The 17,613-nt window shown below is 73.6% G+C and carries 11 protein-coding genes; 4 read left to right on the forward strand and 7 right to left on the reverse strand.

The window, feature by feature from the left end; genetic code table 11:
- Positions 1 to 3 precede the first annotated feature (3 nt).
- From NQU55_RS34525 to NQU55_RS34540, 4 genes are all read right to left on the reverse strand, one after another.
- Positions 4 to 1,371, reverse strand: coding sequence for a PrsW family intramembrane metalloprotease (locus tag NQU55_RS34525; RefSeq protein ID WP_372504869.1), 1,368 nt, complete (start codon positions 1,369 to 1,371; stop codon positions 4 to 6).
- Between the two features lie 121 nt (positions 1,372 to 1,492).
- Positions 1,493 to 2,359 (reverse strand): tRNA (guanosine(46)-N7)-methyltransferase TrmB, encoded by an 867-nt coding sequence (gene trmB, locus NQU55_RS34530; RefSeq protein WP_168091555.1) that lies wholly within the window; start codon positions 2,357 to 2,359, stop codon positions 1,493 to 1,495.
- Positions 2,360 to 2,469: 110 nt separating this feature from the next.
- Entirely contained in the window at positions 2,470 to 3,684 is a 1,215-nt protein-coding gene (gene lhgD / locus NQU55_RS34535; protein ID WP_168091566.1) for an L-2-hydroxyglutarate dehydrogenase, read from the reverse strand.
- Positions 3,685 to 3,971: 287 nt separating this feature from the next.
- Positions 3,972 to 5,420, reverse strand: a complete 1,449-nt coding sequence (locus tag NQU55_RS34540; protein WP_168091554.1) for an NsdA family TPR-like regulatory protein — start codon at positions 5,418 to 5,420, stop codon at positions 3,972 to 3,974.
- Positions 5,421 to 6,214: 794 nt separating this feature from the next.
- On the opposite strand from NQU55_RS34540, the gene NQU55_RS34545 reads away from it, so the two are divergent.
- Complete coding sequence (locus NQU55_RS34545; RefSeq protein WP_240976164.1) at positions 6,215 to 8,488, forward strand: asparagine synthase-related protein; 2,274 nt, start codon at positions 6,215 to 6,217, stop codon at positions 8,486 to 8,488.
- 88 nt (positions 8,489 to 8,576) lie between these two features.
- Here the strand turns inward: NQU55_RS34545 and NQU55_RS34550 are convergent, their stop codons facing one another.
- Positions 8,577 to 10,670 (reverse strand): sigma-70 family RNA polymerase sigma factor, encoded by a 2,094-nt coding sequence (locus tag NQU55_RS34550; protein ID WP_168091553.1) that lies wholly within the window; start codon positions 10,668 to 10,670, stop codon positions 8,577 to 8,579.
- Between the two features lie 229 nt (positions 10,671 to 10,899).
- Positions 10,900 to 11,634: a TetR/AcrR family transcriptional regulator gene (locus tag NQU55_RS34555; protein WP_168091552.1), complete on the reverse strand. Its 735-nt coding sequence runs from the start codon at positions 11,632 to 11,634 to the stop codon at positions 10,900 to 10,902.
- Between the two features lie 406 nt (positions 11,635 to 12,040).
- Between NQU55_RS34555 and NQU55_RS34560 the strand changes: the two genes are divergently transcribed.
- Positions 12,041 to 13,339: an NAD(P)/FAD-dependent oxidoreductase gene (locus NQU55_RS34560; protein WP_240976165.1), complete on the forward strand. Its 1,299-nt coding sequence runs from the start codon at positions 12,041 to 12,043 to the stop codon at positions 13,337 to 13,339.
- 266 nt (positions 13,340 to 13,605) lie between these two features.
- On the forward strand, positions 13,606 to 15,423 hold the full coding sequence (locus NQU55_RS34565; protein WP_168091550.1) for an ATP-binding SpoIIE family protein phosphatase: 1,818 nt from the start codon (positions 13,606 to 13,608) through the stop codon (positions 15,421 to 15,423).
- A 74-nt stretch (positions 15,424 to 15,497) separates the two neighbouring features.
- On the opposite strand, the gene NQU55_RS34570 is transcribed toward NQU55_RS34565, so the two are convergent.
- A complete protein-coding gene (locus NQU55_RS34570) occupies positions 15,498 to 16,787 on the reverse strand; it encodes an MFS transporter (protein ID WP_168091549.1) in 1,290 nt (429 codons plus the stop codon).
- A 130-nt stretch (positions 16,788 to 16,917) separates the two neighbouring features.
- Between NQU55_RS34570 and NQU55_RS34575 the strand changes: the two genes are divergently transcribed.
- Complete coding sequence (locus NQU55_RS34575; protein ID WP_168091548.1) at positions 16,918 to 17,472, forward strand: MarR family winged helix-turn-helix transcriptional regulator; 555 nt, start codon at positions 16,918 to 16,920, stop codon at positions 17,470 to 17,472.
- The last annotated feature ends 141 nt before the right edge of the window (positions 17,473 to 17,613 follow it).

Here is a 17,613-nt window from a genome sequence, read left to right on the forward strand (position 1 = left end):
TTTTCAAGGACGTTGGTCTCGACCCGGTGCCCACTGGTTGGTCCACGGCTGCGGAGCCCCCCAGCCAGGCGGCGGGGCCTGCATCGTTACGAACGGCCGCGGGATCGTGGCCGAGGCCTGGGTCAGGGCTGGTTGGGCGATGTGTTTGCGGTGCCAGAGGTGGTGGAGGAGTTCCTGTTCTCTGGCGGTGAAGTCCGGGCCCGCCGTGCCCCTGTGGGCTCGTTGGCGGAGGAAGGCCAGGGACGTGGCGAAGGAGATGTACTCGGCGACGGTGCGGGCCGCTGCCGGGCCGCCGGTGCGGCGGGCCACGTCGCGGGCTATGCCGCGGGCGCGCATCGAGGAGAGGGCCATGGGCTCGGGCGGGGTGAGCCAGCCCGCGGCCTGGTAGGCGGGGAGGAAGGTGCGGATGGTGCGCAGCTCGTTCTGGCGGGACCAGATCGCGAGCCAGGTCAGGACGCCGAAGACGGGGACCATGAACAGGGCGTAGACCGCGAGGAAGGCCAGGGGCGACAGGCTGGCCGAGCCGTTCCAGACCGCGTGCAGGACCATTGCCGTGAGCAGGCCCGCGAACGGGATGAGGATGCGGATGATCTTGCGGCGCGGGGCGAGGGTCGCCGCGATGCCGAAGCCCAGGCCCGTCATCGTCGTGAACAGCGGGTGCGCGAACGGCGACATCAGGACCCGCATGAAGAACGTCGCCGCCGTGGCCGCCGGCACCCCGTCGTCGCCGAAGCTCTGGTCGGTGGCGAAGGCGTTGCCCAGGTAGAGGATGTTCTCGGTGAACGCGAAGCCCGTGGCGGTGATGCCCGCGATGACGACGCCGTCGACGGTGTTGTTGAAGTCCCGGCGGCGGAAGAGGAAGAGCAGGAGCACCGCGGCCGCCTTGCCGGTCTCCTCCACCACGGGCGCGACGAACGTCGCCCCCCACTTGTCGGCCTCCGAGCGCTTCGCGAGGTCGACGGAGCTGACCAGCCACTCCGTGGCGTAACCGTTCGCGATGATGGCCATCAGGGTGGCCGCGCAGGCGCCCCACGCGAAGGCGAAGACCAGGTTCCGCCAGGGCTTGGGCTCGACCCGGTCCATCCAGCGGAACGCCGCCACCAGCAGGGGCACCGGCAGTACGGCAAGGCCGAGCCCCACCACGAACCCCTCGGTGCCCGTCTGCTCCCGCACCAGGGCGAGGATGACCAGGCCGCACAGGGCCAGGAGCAGGATCAGTGCGCCGGCGCGCACCGCCTTGTTGTCCCACAGGGCGCGGCGCGGCTTGTAGCGCCAGCCCGCGGGGGCGGGCATCGCGGAGAAGTTCGGCTGCTGCGCGTAGGCGGGCACCGGCCCGGCCGTCGGCTGCTGGTGGGGTGGGGACTCATGCACCCGATGACCCTAACCAAGGGACGTCGGGGCGGCTTCGGTATTCCGGGGGCCGGTTCCCCCACCCTTACCTGCCGGCCTGCTTCAGGGCTTCAGTTCTCCAGCGCGTCAGCGCGCCAGCGCTTCAGTGCGCCTTGCGGCGGAACAGCAGGTCGTGGACCACGTGCCCCTTGTCCAGGCCCTGGCCCTCGAAGCGCGTCAGCGGACGGAACTCCGGCCGCGGCGCGAAGCCGCCGTCGGCCTGGGTGTTCTCGAAGTCCGGCGCCGCGGAGAGCACCTCCAGCATCTGCTCCGCGTACGGCTCCCAGTCCGTCGCGCAGTGCAGGAGGGCGCCCGGGGCCAGGCGCGTGGCCGCCAGCGCCAGGAACTCCGGCTGGATCAGCCGGCGCTTGTGGTGCCGCTTCTTGGGCCACGGGTCAGGGAAGTACACGCGCAGGCCGGCGAGCGAGTCCGGAACGAGCATCTCGCGCAGCAGGATGATCGCGTCGCCGTTGGCGACCCGGACGTTGGTCAGGCCGTTCCGCTCGGCGAGGCCGAGCAGATTGCCCTGCCCGGGGGTGTGCACGTCGCAGGCGAGGATGCCGGTGCCCGGGTCGGCCGCCGCCATCTTGGCCGTGGCCTCGCCCATGCCGAAGCCGATCTCCAGCACGACGGGCAGCTCGGGGTCGCCGAAGAGCTCGCCGAGATCCAGCTTGCTCAGGCCGTCGATGTCGAGGCCCCACTTGGGCCACAGGCGGCGCAGGGCCTCGCCCTGGCCGGTCGTGACCCGGCTGCGGCGCGGCTGGAACGAGCGGATGCGCCGCTCGTGGTGCGAACCCGCCGGGTCCGGGGCCGGACCGTCGGGGAACATCGGCTCGCGACGGCCGCGCGCGGGCTGCGCAGCGGACGCCGGAGCGACGGACGTCGAAGCGACGGCTGCTTCGGCGGCCGGAGCGCCGGCCTGCTCGTCGGCGGTCACGGGGGCTGAGGGGGAAGCGTGGTTCTCGGACACAGTTCTTCAATTCTACGGGCGTGTCGAAACTGGCCAGGGGGTCACGATTCCTGCAGGTCAGGCGCAGCCAGGCGCAGGTCAGGCGAATTCAGGTGCAGGCCAGGCGCAGGTCAGGCCGCTTCCATGGCCCGCAGCGCCCTCCTGGCCACCTCCCGCCCGATCGGCAGCGCCGCCGTCGCCGCCGGGGACGGCGCGTTCAGCACGTGCACCATCCGCGGCGACTCCGCGAACAGGAAGTCGTCCACGAGCGTGCCGTCCCGCAGCACCGCCTGCGCCCGTACGCCCGACGGGGCCGGTATCAGGTCCTCCGGCGTCACCTCCGGCAGCAGCCGGCGGGCCGCCTCCGTGAAGGCGCGCTTGGACAGCGAGCGACGGACCTCTCCCGCCCCGTACCGCCAGTGGCGGCGGGCGAGCTGCCAGGAGCCGGGCCAGGACACCGTCCCGGCGAGCTCGCCGGGACGCAGCGTCGTGCGGCCGTACCCCTCGCGGGCGAGGGCCGGGACCGCGTTCGGCCCCAGGTGGACCGTGCCGTCGATGCCGCGCGTGAGATGGACGCCCAGGAACGGGAAGGCCGGGTCCGGCACCGGATAGACCAGGCCGCGCACCAGATCCGTACGCCCCGTGGGCAGCTCGAAGTACTCCCCGCGGAACGGGACGATCCGCACCCCGGGATCATCGCCCGCCAGCCGCGCCACGCGGTCGCTGTGCAGCCCCGCGCAATTGACCAGCGTGCGGGCGCGCAGCACCTCGCCCAGCCCCGTGCGCACCGCGACCGCCGCCCCACGCCGCCCGATCACCTGCACCTGGGCCCCGTACCGCACGGAGGCCCCCGCGTCCTCCGCCAGACGGGCCAGGCGGCGCGCCACCGCGCCGTAGTCGCACACGCCCGTCGAACCGACGTGGATGGCCCCCACGCCGCGCACGTGCGGCTCGTACTCGGCTATCTGGGCGGGGCCGAGCTCGCGCACCGGCACGCCGTTCTCCCGGCCGCGCTGGACCAGGGCGTGCAGGCGGGGCAGCTCCTCGTGGTCCGCGGCCACGATCAGCTTGCCGGTGATCTCGTGCGGCAGGCCGTGCTCGGCGCAGAACTCCACCATCTCCGCCGCGCCCCGCACCGCGAACCGGGCCTTCAGCGAGCCCGGGCTGTAATAGATCCCGCTGTGGATCACTCCGCTGTTGCGCCCGGTCTGGTGGAGCGCGGGACCCGGCTCCTTCTCCAGCACCACGACGTGCGTACCCGGCCGGGCGCGCGTGATCGCATAGGCCGTCGACAAGCCCACGATGCCGCCGCCGACCACCAGTACGTCGCAGTCGTACGCCCTCACCACGTCACCTCCCCGCGCCTGCCCGCACACCCGCGACCGGGCAGCCGGTTCCCCTCGGCGCCTCACCCACGCCCCCCATCATGACCTGCGCCACTGACAACCGGTCGAAACCCAGGTCAGGCAGGGAAGCCCGGAGAAGTGATCACACGCTTACGGACCGCACGCTTACGGACCGCACGCATACGGACCGCACACATACGGATCGCAGGCTTACGGACCGCACGCATATGGATCACACGCTTACGGACCGCAGGCTTACGAATCGCGCGCTTACGGCTCGCTCCTGCTCACGCCAGCGACACCAGCAGCGGCCGCGCCCGCTCCCGCAGCTCCATCACCCGCGGCTCGTCCCCGTACGGCTCCAGCCGGTGCAGCAGATCGCGGACGTACTCCGTCGTGCGCGCCGAGGAGATCCGGCCCGCCACCTCCACGGCCCGCGTGCCGGCCGCGCAGGCCGCGTCCAGGTTGCCGGACTCCAGCTCGGCGACGGCGGACACCACGAGCCGCAGCCCGTGCGAGCGGACGAACTCCTCCGTCGGCCGGGCCAGCGCCTGCTCGGTGAAGCGCTGCACCTGCCGCGGCATGCGCAGGTCGCGGTAGCACTCGGCGGCATCCGCCGCGAACCGCTCGTGGCTGTAGAAGTCCAGCCACGACGGGTCCGGGTCGCCCGTGCGCGCCCGCTCCAGCCAGCCCTCGGCGGCCTTCAGCGCGGCACCGCACGCCGGTGCGTCCCCGGACTTCGCCTGGGCCCGCGCCTCGACCAGGCGGAAGAAGCTCATGGTGCGGGCGGTGGCCAGGCCGCGGTTGCGCTCGAGGGCGGCCTGCGCCAGGTCGACGCCCTCGTCGGCGAAGCCGCGGTAGGTGGCCTGCAGGCTCATCGAGGCCAGCACGTAGCCGCCCAGGGGCACGTCCGCGGCCGCGCGGGCGAGCCGCAGGGCCTGGATGTAGTAGCGCTGCGCGGCCTCCTGCTGGCCGGTGTCGAAGGCCATCCACCCCGCCAGCCGGGTCAGCTCCGCGGTGGCGCCGAACAGCGAACGGCCCACCTCGTCGCTGTACGAACCGAGCAGCAGGGGCGCCGCGTCGACCCGCAGGCACTCGGGGACCATCGACGAACGCCAGTCGCCCCCGCCGTACTTGGAGTCCCAGCGGCGCGCGTCCTCCGCGGCCTCCCGCAGCTTGCTGACGTCACTGTGGCCCACGCGCTGCGGTATGGCCCCGTCCGGGCCGCCCGAGCCCTCGGCCTCCCCGGCCGCCGTGTGGGCCTCACGCGCGACCGAACTGTCGGCGGGGGTTATCAGCCACCGGGACGCGGGCGTGGCGTAGGCGCTGACGGAGAAGGATCCGGCCAGGCTCTGCCAGATGCCGCCGCCCCCTCGCCGACCGGCGAGATCCAGCCTGTACAGCTCCGTCGCGGACCGCACGGCCTGGCCGACATCGCGCGGAAAGGAGAGCCCCACCTCGGGCGCCGGATCCGCGTCCGCGAGGCCGATCTCGTGCAGCGGGACCGGCCGTCCGAGCTTGCCGGCGATGGCCGCGGCGATCAGATGGGGCGCCGCTCCCTGGGGCACCATGCCCTTGGAGACCCAGCGCGCGACGGACGTCTTGTCATAGCGAAGCGTCAATCCGCGCTGCGCACCGAGGTCGTTGACCCTGCGCGCGAGACCGGCGTTGCTGATCCCGGCGAGGGCGAGGACGGTGCCGAGCTTCTCGTTCGGCCCGCGTGGCTCCCTGGACATGCGCACCCCTCGACGACGCGACGCCCGCCCCGGCATAGGCGCGGGGCATTCGTAAACCCAGCGTAGTTCCCCGCATCCCGACCGTTAAGAGGTGGTGTCCCGGATGGCGAGATTCTGGTCCGTGCGGACGTGCATCGAGGGGCACGTGCTCCGGTTGTGTGTGGCTGTGCGCCCGCCGTGCGCTCTGTCCGCGCCATCCGGGGAGCGCTTCCATGGGAGTCGCGTGGGTTGGCCCGCTGCCTGGATCCAGTGGGCTGGGGGAAGCCGCCGCCTCATTCCCCGCGGGCGGCGGACCGGTCCGGGAGGCGGCTGACCGCCTCCCGGACCGTGACGTGCGGGTCGAAGCACTGGGCGAGTGCGCCCCCGTGCAGCCGCTGCCCCGAGTTTGGCCGGATCCTGCCCCCAGGCGGCCGCCCCGAAGCGGCCCGCGGTGGTCACTTGGCATGCTGCGGCGAGCACTTGGCGCGCCACGCGCGCGCGTAGGGCGTTCGAGCTGCCCTCGGCTAACGTCACAAAGTCACTGGCGCGCCACGCGCGCGTAGGGCCTCTCCCGCCCCCGTGCGTGACAACATGGCGGTTGCGTGCGCACGGCCGGACGGGTGTGTCACTTCGCCCCGCAATCAAGCGAGTTGGGGTGAAAGACGCGACGAATGGGTTGCCTCTTTCGTGGTGGTCTCGTTGTGGCAACCGACGACCTCCTGTGCATGATGACTGCGGATGGCAGCGCTTGGTGGCCGTCCAGCTGGTGCTCGGTCGGTTGTCCACGTCGGTTGTCCACAGCCTGTGGAGGCGGAATGCGCTGGGTGGTGGGGTGGAGCAGCACCACCGCGGGGACCGGGCAGCAACGGGCCCCGTCGCACGACAACTACGGCGGCAGCGAAGCCGGTTACGCCCGCAGCGGCGTCGATTACGGCAGTAGCAGCGTCGGCTACGGCCACGGCAGCAACGGTGTCGGCTACGCCCGCAACGGCCCCGGCTACGAAGGCCACGACGGTTTCGAAGGCTCCACCGCCCACGGCCCCACCGTCCACCCCGTCGGCGCCCAGCTCCTGTGGGGCGACCCGGCCCCCCTGTGGGCCGTGGGCGACTGGCGCCCCGACGAGGTCCGCGTCGTCCAGCTGGACCCCCTCACCCGCCTCGCCGTCCTCGGCCGCTGCGGCGCCGGCGACGAACAACTGCGTGTCGGGCTCGTCGCCGCCCGCGGAGGCGCCCTGCGGCACCTCACGGCCTGGCCCGGCAGCTACACCGCCGTCGCCCAGGTGGGCCGCCGCACCACGGTCGTCGGCGACCTGGCCGGCGCCCGCCCCGTCTTCCACACCGCCTGGGCCGGCGGCACCGCCTACGCCACCGCCGCCCTGCCCCTCGCCGACCTCATCGAGGCCCAGCTCGACATCGGCCACCTCGCCGCCCTCCTCGCCTGCCCCGACTCCCCGGAGGCCCTCGGCGACGGCACGCCCTACAAGGGCGTACGACGCGTGCCGCCCGGGCACGCCCTCGTGCTGCGCGACGGCACGCGCGACATCACCGGCTACGAACCGACGGCGTCGCTGGCCGTCTCCGCCCCCCAGCTCCAGCCCGAGCAGGCCGTCGAAGGCATAAGAAGCGCCCTCGTGGAGGCCGTACGGACCCGGCTCGCAGCCCCCCGGCACGCCCCCGACCACGGCCTCGACCCCGGCCCCGTGCCGGGCATGGGCCCCGCCCACCGCCGCGCCGCCCGCGGCGGCCCCGCCCCCGGCATCGGCGCCGACCTCTCCGGCGGCAGCGCCTCCGCCACCCTGGCGCTGCTCGCCGCAGGCCTGCCCGGGATGCCCGGCACGCCCCTCGGCCACGGCACCGGGGGCGGCGAACGGCTGCTCGCCGTCACCTTCAACGACCTCGTCACCGACGACAACCGCGCCCGCGAGGCCGAGCTCGAACGGGCCCACGCCATCGCGGCCAACCCCCGGCTGCGGCACATCGTCGTCGCCGCGGGCGAGGAGGCCCTGCCCTACGCGGCCCTGACCGGCGGACCCCTGACCGACGAGCCGGGCCCCGCGCTCGTCACCGCCGAGCGCCACCGCCACCGGCTGGCCGCGGGCGGCGCGGACCACCTCGTCGGGCACGGCGCCCGCCAGGTCCTCGACGCCCACCCGGCGCGCCTGGCCGACCTCCTGATGGACCGCCGCCGGCGCCACCTGCTGCGCCCCGTCTCCGCGCTCGCCCGCGCCGACCGGTCCTCCGCGCAGGCCCTCTTCATCCCCTTCACCGTCTACCGGGCGGCCCGCCGGCTGGCCCGCACGTCCTACCGGGAAGGCATGGAGGCGGCCGCCGGTCAGCTACGGGCCACGGCCTTCCCCGTCGTCGACGACACGCCGGGACCGGCCCTCCCCGCCGGGGTGGGCGGGGCCGTCGACGCCTCCCTCGCCGCGCTCACCTGGTGCCGGCCCGGCCCGGCCGCCCGCTGGCTCACGGGCGAAGCCCTGGCCGAGGTGTCGGTCCGGCTGCAGGCCGCGGCCGTCCGGCCCCAAGGGCTCGCACAGCGCCCCGGCGAACGCCGCGCGGCCGCCGCCCTCGCCCGGCACGCCGCCGACCACCGCGTCTTCGAACAGGCCGCCGAGGTCCGCAGCCAGCGCCTCCACGCCCCCTTCCTCGACAACCAGGTCGTACGGGCCTGCCGCGCCCTGCCGGAGGCGCTCCGGGTCCAGCCGGGGGCGCGCGCCTCGGTGCTGCGCGCCGTCCTCGCCGGGGCAGGCGTCCGCGAACTCCCGCCCGGCTGGGGCGCCACCTCCCACGCGGCCCACGCCGCCGCCGTACGGGCGGGGCTACGGGCCTCCGCCGGCCCCCTGCTGGAGCTCTTCGACGCGCCGCTCCTCGCCGACGCCGGGCTCGTCGAGGCCCGGGTCGTCAGGGCGGCGCTGCACGGGGCCGCGAACGGCCGTGCGCTGCCCCTGGACGGCCTCGCGGAGCTCGTCTCCACCGAGGTGTGGCTGCGGCGGCTGCTGGCCCGCCGCGGCACGTGCTGGACGGGCTCGGCGGCACCGCGCCAGCGGGCGGTGGCGGGCGGAGTGGCACGCGGGCCGGGGCTGTGAGGGAGGCGGCGCCGTCTCCGGCGGGCGGCGCCCGGGTCGCCTCCGCCGAACGGCTGCCGCCACTCGCCTCCCGCACCCGCACGCCCCGCTACCCGCAGGAGATCCGCGACTGCGCCCAGTCCGACACCGCCACCATCCCCATGGCCCGCCGGGGATGCACCACCAGCCGGACGCTGCGGTACCCCGACAGCGGCACGTGCACCGGCACCGCCGCCTCCCCGCCCTGCACCGCGCCGGACCGCCACAGGGGCACCCCGTCGCCGTAGACGGAGAACCGCGCGGCTCCCAGCCCCATGGACATGTCGTCGACGCCCACCAGGGCGTCGAAGGCCGAGCAGGACCGGTTGAGGTCGACGGTCACGGCGGAGGGCGCGTGCACGCTCACACCGTGCCCGTACGCGACCCCGCCGACCCGCAGGCCGTACCGCTGCCACAGCCAGCTGCGCACGCCCAGCCGGACCTCCGGCCCGGTGCCGTCGCCCACGCCCGCGTAGAGGAGCTGGTTCAGCTGGTAGACGCGGGGAGGCAGGGGAGGAGGCGAAGGCGTGGGGGAGGGGGAGGGCGACGGGGACGGCGAGGGCGACGGCCTGCGGACCGGCGGTGCGGAAGGCGGCGGTGAGGGCTTCGGGTGCGGCTTCAGCGCGGCGACGTGGACGGGAGCGACGGGCGCGGGGGTGACGCGGACGACCTGCGGCGACGCAGGAGCCTTCGCCCTGGGCGTCGGTTTCGGCTTAGCCGAGGGCGTCGGCGCAGGACGCGGGGAGTGACGCGGTGACGGCGTCGGCTCCGGCGTCACGCCGGGCGCGGGCGTCACCGGTGCGGCGCTGACCTTGGCCTGCGGCTCCCGGTCCGGCGCGGGGGAGTGCCCCATCAGGGCGTACGCAACGGCGGCACCCGCCGCGGCCACCACGCCGCCGACGACGGCCAGCTTCGCGGGCGCCCCCAGCCCCTCGCTCGCAGCGGCCCCACCGGAACCACCCCCGGACGCGCCACCGGAAGCCCCGCCCGCCCCGGCGCCCGCACTGGAGCCGGCCCCGGCCCCCGATCCCGCACTCGCCCCGGCCCCCGAGCTCGCTCCCGAGCCGGCACCGGCACTGGCACTGGCACCGGCCCCCGCCGAACCTCCGCTCGCGGCGGCCGCTCCCGCCCCCGCGGCCGTCCCCGCCCCGGCCGCACCGATCCCGAAGCCCGCGGCAGCCTTGGCCGAGAACCCGGCGGCGAACCAGCCGATGACCGCCACCGGCAGCAGCGCCCGCAGCCGCTCATTGACGTCGGCGACCTCCATGGCCGCCGTACGGCACCGCGCGCAGTCCTCCAGGTGCTTGCGCAGCCCCCGCTCGGCCCGCATCCGCAGCCCGCCCCGGGCATACGCCCCGAGCCGGTCCGCGAAGCGCGCGCAGTCGCCGCCGGCCGTCAGCGAGGTGCTCACGTGCGCCTGCAGGTACGCCTGTTTGAGGCCTTCGCGCGCCCGGTGCGCCAGCACCGCCGTCGCATTGGCCGTCAGCCCCAGCAGCGGCGCGACCTCGCTCGGCGACTCCTCCTCGACCGTGGTGTGCCACAGCACCGTCTGCCACCGCGGCGGCAGACTGCGGAACGCCTGCACAGCGAGGGAGTGCTCGGCCTCCTGCATGGCCAGGACGTCCGCGCCCGGCCCGAGCCCCTCCCCGTCCTCCGTGGCGGGCAGCCGCGCGGCCGACGAGGCGAACTCGGCGAAGTCCTCGACCAGCTGCTCGCGCTTGGCGCTCTTCCCCCAGGTGGCCGCGACCCGCCGCACCGTGGTCATCAGATAGGCGCGCACCGACGACTCGGGCCCGGCCCCTCCCCGCACGGCCTGCAGGGTGCTCGCGAAGACCTCGTTGGTGAGGTCGTCGGCGGTGTGGTTGTCGCGGCAGCAGGTGCGCGCATAGCGGCGCACCGCGGGGGCGTGGCGGCGGTAGAGCTCCTCGTAGGCATCGCTCTCGCCCGCCCGCATCCGGGCCACCAGCTGGGTGTCGGTCAGGGGCGCATCGGCGGCGGCGTCCGTCCGGCGGTGCTTGCGCCTGCGCTGCCGCGGCACGCTCGGACCGGCGCCGCGTGCCGCATCTGCGGCCGGTGCGGAACCGCCCTCGTCGGAGGGCCGGGGCAAGGACGGTCTGTCCGCCTTCTCGCTCCCGCTCGGTTCTTCCTGCCCGTCAACACCCATAGCGCAGGCCCCTGTACATGCCGGCAATCCCGAACACCGCGAAAGCGTGGCACAGTGGCGCCCGTCACCAGCTCGGCATGGGCATCAACCACCCTTCCGGGGTGACTTCGGCTGCATGACGCACTGGATGTCACCCGAACGGGGAAGGAATTCCGGATGCGCCCGGCCCGCTTGGAAAGCCGGACCGGGCGCGCCCGTCACACAGAAGACCTACGCGGCAGGCGACGGCCTACTCGGCAGGCCGGGACCGCAGCCCCTCCAGCAGGATGTCCAGCAGTCGCGAGGACGCCGCCGCCTGCTGCACCGCATCCGGCAGCGACGGCGCGGCCGTCGCTATCACCAGCAGCACATCGGCCACGGTCACGTCCGGACGCAGCTGGCCCGCCGCACGCGCCCGCTCCACGAGCCGGCCGACGACCTCGAGCAGCGCCGCAGCACCCGCGTCGTGCCGCTCCGCGGAGGCGGCCGTCCGCTGCTCGACCAGCCGCAGCTCGTGCAGCTGACCACCGGTGACGCCCGGCTGCCGCTGCTGCGGCACCCGTGCCTCGATCTCCTCGGATTCCCCGTCGACGCCGACCCGCAGCACCTGCGGCGGCAGCAGCCGCCCCGCGCCCGAGGCCACCGACGTGCGCAGGAAGCGCGACAGCGCCGACCACGGCTCGTCCTCCTGGCCCAGCGCGGTGCGGGCCTGCTCGGTGAGCCGCGCGGTCTCCTCCTCGGCTATCCGCCGGACGAGGACGTCCTTGCTGGGGAAGCGGCGGTAGACCGTCCCCACGCCGACGCGGGCGCGGCGCGCCACGTCCTCCATCGGCGCCCCGTAGCCCAGCTCGCCGAAGACCTCGCGGGCCGCACGCAGAACGTGCTCGAGATTGCGCTGGGCGTCCACGCGCAGAGGCGTGCTGCGGCCACCGCCCGCTTCCGACGGCGCGACAGCGGTGGACCAATGAGAGCCCTGAATATGCATATGTGTTCCCCCGGTTATGACGTCTCCCCCCGGAGACTCCCCGCCCTGACTGCCGGGGCACGTCTCTGACACCCCGACGGAGTACGAACATAGTTGAGCCCAGGTCAAGAAAGAAGGGGTAGTTCCGCACCGAGCACCCCCGATTGGAGTACATGCCCCCTCCACAATGATTCTGCACCACCCCGCAACCCCGCCGCAGCCACCCTGACCTGCGCACCTGTCTTTCGAACCGGTGCGCCCCCTCGGAGGGATCAGCTCCGCCGCCCGGTCATACATTTCGCACGGCCTGTGGACAAACTCCTGCCGGGGGTGCGTCATGGGGAGGGAGCTGTGCTCGAAGGACTGAGGAGTGGCCTTGGCGAAGGAACCGGCGCGCATTCTGGTGGTCGGCGGCGGCTACGTCGGGATGTACACCGCCCTGCGGCTGCAGCGGAAGCTCAAGCGCGGCGAGGCGACCGTCATCGTGGTCGATCCCGAGCCGTACATGACCTACCAGCCCTTCCTCCCCGAGGCCGCGGCCGGCTCCATCTCACCGCGCCACGTCGTCGTCCCCCTGCGCCGCACCCTCGACAAGTGCCAGGTCGTCATCGGCGAGGTGAAGTCCGTCGACCACGCCAAGCGCACCGCCGCCGTCACCACCCTCGCCTCCCACGAGGAGGGCACCGGCGCCGTGCGGATCCGCTACGACGAGCTGATCCTCGCGCCCGGCTCCGTCTCCCGCACGCTGCCCGTCCCCGGCCTCGCCGACTACGGCATCGGCTTCAAGACCGTCGAGGAGGCCATCGGCCTGCGCAACCACGTCCTCGAACAGATGGACATCGCCTCCTCCACCCGCGACCCCGCCGTCCGCGACGCGGCCCTCACCTTCGTCTTCGTCGGCGGCGGCTACGCGGGCGTGGAAGCCCTCGCCGAACTGGAGGACATGGCCCGCTACGCCGCGCGGTACTACCACAACCTCGAACCCGACGACCTGAAGTTCGTCCTGGTCGAGGCCACCGGGCGCATCCTCCCCGAGGTCGGCGAGGAGATGGGCGCCTACGCCCTGCGCGAGCTGCGCGGCCGCAACATCGACGTCCGCCTCGACACCCGCCTGGACTCCTGCGCGGACCGCATCGCCGTCCTCAGCGACGGCTCCCGCTTCCCCACTCGAACGCTCGTCTGGACCGCGGGAGTCAAGGCCCACCCGATCCTCGCGGCCACCGACCTCCCCCTCAACGGCCGCGGCCGCCTCAAGTGCACCCCCGCCCTCGCCGTGGACGGCGTCGAACACGCCTGGGGCGCCGGCGACGCGGCCGCCGTCCCCGACCTCACCGCGGACGACCTCGCCACCACCGTCTGCGCCCCCAACGCCCAGCACGCCGTCCGCCAGGCCAAGGTCCTCGCCCACAACGTCCTCGCCTCACTGCGCGGCAAGCCGCTCCAGGACTACCGGCACAAGTACGTCGGCTCCGTGGCCTCCCTGGGCCTCCACAAGGGCGTCGCCCACGTCTACGGCAGGAAACTCAAGGGCTACCCCGCCTGGTTCATGCACCGCGCCTACCACCTCAGCCGGATCCCCACCTTCAACCGCAAGGCCCGCGTCCTCGCCGAGTGGACCCTCACCGGGCTCTTCAAACGCGAGATCGTCTCCCTCGGCTCGCTCGAAAACCCCCGGGCCGAATTCGAACTCGCCGCAGACACCGGACGTCACCCGGAAGCGAGTTGAAGCAGGTCATGGGCCCTGTGGCGGAGCCGGGAACTCCCCCGGAGAGGCCGACGTCTGACGGATGTCAGTCCGGTCGGCCACACTGGTCGTGTGACCATGGGTGGGCTCGTACCTGCGAAGAGTAACAATTACGAGGATTCGGACGTTTGCTGCATTCCCCCGGGGGCAGTCCCCCGCACCGACGACCGCGGCCCCGCGCCGGGCACGCGGAACGGCCCCACCACGTCGCCGAGCTGGTCCGGAACGACTCCGCGAGGTAATCCTCAGTGAACTTCACCCGCTGGAGCGCCCGGCTCCCCGGCACACAGCGCCGAGCCGCGGCGCGCGCCGACCGCAAGGACCGCACCGCCGCCTCCGCACCACCCGCACCCGCGGCGGGAGGCTCCGTGCCCGCCGCCCGGGCGGAGGCCGCCCCGGCCCCCGCCCCCGCACCGGACGGCCCCGTCCCCACCCTCGACGGGCTCTCCGTCCACGACACGCTCGGCAAGGTCCCGGCCCTCGTCGCCGTCGTCTACGGCCCCGAGCACCGCATCGCCTACGTCAACGACGCCTACGCCGCCCTCTTCGGCGCCCGCGGCCCCGGAGCCCCCGCCCGCGAAGCCCTCCCCGAGCTCACCGAGCTCGGCCTGCTCCCCCTCATGGACCAGGTCCTGCGCAGCGGCAGGCCCCGCACCGTCAAGTCCCGCCGCGTCACGGCCGACGTCAACGCCGCGATGAACCTCGCCGCCGCCCCGGGCACCACCCCCGCCGCGAGCGACCCCACCCCCGCGGCCGACGTCCCCCACCAGAGCACCGCCCCCGCCACCGAGCCCGACACCCGCCCCCGCAGCGGCTACTACACCTTCACCTGCTCCCCGATCGAGGTCGGCGCCACCGAAGCCAAACAGCCCGGCGTCCTCGTCTTCGCCGCCGACGTCACCGACCAGATCGAAGCCGCCGAACGGCTGCGCGCCAGCGAGCGCCGCCAGCGCGAGGCCGCCGTCACCCTCCAGCGCAGCCTCCTCCCGCAAGAGCTCGAACAACCCGACGACCTGCGCGTCGCCGCCACCTACCAACCCGGCGGCAAGGACACCGCCGTGGGCGGCGACTGGTACGACGTCATCACCCTCGGCGCCGGCCGCACCGCCCTCGTCATCGGCGACGTCATGGGCCGCGGAGTGCGCGCCGCCGCCGTCATGGGCCAGCTCCGCACCGCCGTCCGCGCCTACGCCCGCCTCGACCTGCCGCCCCACGAGGTCCTCCAGCTCCTCGACGGCCTCGCCAGCGAAATTGACGCCACACAGATCGCCACCTGCATCTACGCCGTCCACGACCCCAACGAGGGCCGCCTGGTCTACGCCTCCGCGGGCCACCTCCCGATCCTCGTCCGCGACCCCGACGGCACCGTCCGCCGCGCCGCCGAACCCACCGGCCCGCCCCTCGGCACCGGCGGCTGGATGCACACCTCCGGCACCATCCCGCTCGGCCCCGGCTCCAGCGCCGTCCTCTACACCGACGGCCTCGTCGAGCGCCGCACCGAGGACATCGACGAGGGCGTCGCCGCCCTGGAGCGCGCCTTCGCCGGAGCCACCGGCTCGCCCCAGGTCATGTGCGACCGCCTGATCCGCGCCCTCGGCGTGACCGCCGACCACGACGACGACGTCGCCGTCCTCGTCCTCCAGCACCCCGCCCGCACCGGCCACGACGCCGAGCTCTTCCACAACGCAGCCCTGGAGCTCCTCGGCGGCATCGAAGCGGCACCCCGGGCCCGCGCCTTCGCCTCCGGCGTCCTCGTCAGCTGGCGCTTCCCGACCGAGCTGCGCGACCTGGGCGTCCTGGCCGCCAGCGAGCTCGTCGCCAATTCCCTCCAGCACGGCACACCCCCCATGCGGCTGCGCCTGCGCCGCACCGACCGCCGACTGATCATCGAGGTCACCGACGGCGACGACCACCTCCCGCGACGCCGCCGTGCCGAGCCGGTGGACGAGGCTGGACGCGGCATCTCGATCATCGCCACGATCGCCTCCTCCTGGGGCTCACGGCGCACACCGGGCGGCGGCAAGGCCGTCTGGTGTGAATTCGCCTTGCCGGCGGGGCACGGGTGACAGAAGGAGAGGGAGGACGCCGCAGGCGTCCTCCCTCTCCTCTTATATGCACACGTCCTATATGCACACGCGTGTCAGGCGGGGACCGCCGTACGCTCCTCCGACGGCTTGGCGCGGCGCTGTGCCTTCGCCAGCAGCGGGTTGTCCTGCTCCGGGGTGAGCCGGCGGCCCAGCCGCAGGGCCAGGGCGGTGATCGCCAGGGAGCACGCGATCACCATGGCGATGTACGCCACGTACAGACCGCCACCGGCCATCAGACCGCCCACGGCCGGCCCGATCGCCAGCGCGAGCTGCTTCACGAGCGCGAACGCCGAGTTGTACTGACCGACCAGCCTGGCCGGCGCCAGGTCCGCCACCAGCGGCGCCACCGTCGGCGACAGCATCGACTCGCCGATGCCGAAGAGCGCGTACGTGGAGATCAGCAGCGCGGTCGCCACCCCGTGCGCCCCCGGAATGAGTCCCGAGACCCCCGCGGCCACCCACGCAACGGTCCAGATGACACCCACGAGCGCCATGACCCGGCTGCGCCGGTGCCCCTCGACCAGCTTCAGCACGACGAACTGCGCCAGCACGATGGCCGCCGTGTTCGCGGCGAGGGCGATGCCCAGCGTCGCCGGCGAGATCCGGGTGACCTCGACCGCGAAGGCCGCCAGACCCGACTCGAACTGTCCGTAGCAGGCGAAGAACATCACGAAGCCCAGGACACACAGCTGCACCATGGCCCGGTCACCCAGCAGCGTCCGCCAGCCGCCCTTGGCGCCCTCGTCCGTCGGGACCGCGTCCTCGACCTTGGGCGCCTTCGGCAGCCGCACCGTCGCCACGGCGGCACCCAGCACCAGGAACATCACCGACTCGATCGCGAAGAGCCGCACGAAGCTGCCCGGGTCCGAGGTGTCCACGAGCTGCCCGCCGAGCAGTCCGCCGAGGCCGAGGCCGAGGTTGTTCAGGAAGAACTGCATCGCGAAGGCGCGCGACCGGGTCGTCGGCGTCGAACACCAGACGATCATCGTGGCCAGCGTCGGCTGGATCACCGCGATACCGGCACCCAGCGCCGCGGCAGCGGCGAAGACCAGCGACTCGGTCGACGCCAGCCCCATCCCCATCGACCCGACGGCGGCGGAGACCGTACCGACGACGGCAACAGGCAGCGGACCCCGCCGGTCGATCGCACGACCGACGAAGGGCAGCACGACGAGCGCGGACACGGCGAACGTCATCAGCACCATCCCTGCGGTGCCCGCACCGAGATCCCGTACCTGAGACACATAGATGAACAGGAACGGGACGGTGAAGCCGTTGCCGAACGCACTCAGGGCGTTCCCCAGCTGGATCCGGCGCAGAGCTGCGCCCATCGCGGTGGTCACACTCACCTTCCTAGGTCGAGGTTGAGAGGCGGGACTGTCTAGGTCTGAAGACTTCAACAGTAAAGTTCGAAGCTAAAGAGTACATGCCGAAGGGCTTTAGCGCGAATCAGTTCGTGTCATACTGCCGGGCATGGCTGACACCCCCGGCCCCGGCGCCTCCGAGCCGAGCCTCGACGAACAGATCGCCGCCTACCAGCGCGAGTTCCAGGACCTCGACCCCCAGGTCGAGAAGGTCGTCTCGGCACTCAGCCGCCTCAACCGGCGGATGCACGTCGCCTACGGACGCCAGACCGCCGAGCTCGGCATCAGCAACGCCGAGTGGGAGGTCCTCAAGGCCCTCGTCCTGGCCGGCGACCCCTACCGCCTGGGCCCCGGCGACCTCGCCAAGCGGCTCGGCCTCACCCCCGCCGCCATGACCCACCGCATCGACCGCATGGTCGCGGAGGGTCTGGTGACCCGGGAGCGCGACGAGAACAACCGCGTCCGCGTCATCGTCGGCATCACGGAAGAAGGCCGCGGCAAGTGGCTGGAGGCCATGCGCATGGCCACGGTCTTCGAGGAGGAACTCCTCCAGGACCTCTCCGGCGAGGAGCGCGGCCGGCTCGGCGAGATGCTGACCCGCCTGCTGCGCAGGGTGGAGGACGCTCAGCCGGACGCCGGCGGGCGGCTCAGCGACCTCGACTGAGGGGCCCGGCCGAGGGGCCCGACGGGGTGGGCGAGGGGCCGGGCAGAGGCCGGACAGGGGCTGGTCCAGACCGTTTGACACGCCCCTGGGGCATGAGTAGTGTTCTCCGAGTTGTCACGGAGCCATGACGGTTCTGAGACG

The sequence above is a fragment of the Streptomyces telluris genome, assembly GCF_024519335.1.
In the GTDB taxonomy this organism is placed as follows: domain Bacteria; phylum Actinomycetota; class Actinomycetes; order Streptomycetales; family Streptomycetaceae; genus Streptomyces; species Streptomyces telluris.

What these genes read in the sequence shown, in the direction of transcription:
- NQU55_RS34560 (WP_240976165.1), top strand. Translation starts at nt 12,041, where the DNA reads ATGTACACCGCCCTGCGGCTGCAGCGGAAGCTCAAGCGCGGCGAGGCG.
- NQU55_RS34550 (WP_168091553.1), bottom strand. Translation starts at nt 10,670, where the DNA reads ATGGGTGTTGACGGGCAGGAAGAACCGAGCGGGAGCGAGAAGGCGGAC.
- NQU55_RS34575 (WP_168091548.1), top strand. Translation starts at nt 16,918, where the DNA reads ATGGCTGACACCCCCGGCCCCGGCGCCTCCGAGCCGAGCCTCGACGAA.
- NQU55_RS34545 (WP_240976164.1), top strand. Translation starts at nt 6,215, where the DNA reads ATGCGCTGGGTGGTGGGGTGGAGCAGCACCACCGCGGGGACCGGGCAG.
- NQU55_RS34540 (WP_168091554.1), bottom strand. Translation starts at nt 5,420, where the DNA reads ATGTCCAGGGAGCCACGCGGGCCGAACGAGAAGCTCGGCACCGTCCTC.
- NQU55_RS34555 (WP_168091552.1), bottom strand. Translation starts at nt 11,634, where the DNA reads ATGCATATTCAGGGCTCTCATTGGTCCACCGCTGTCGCGCCGTCGGAA.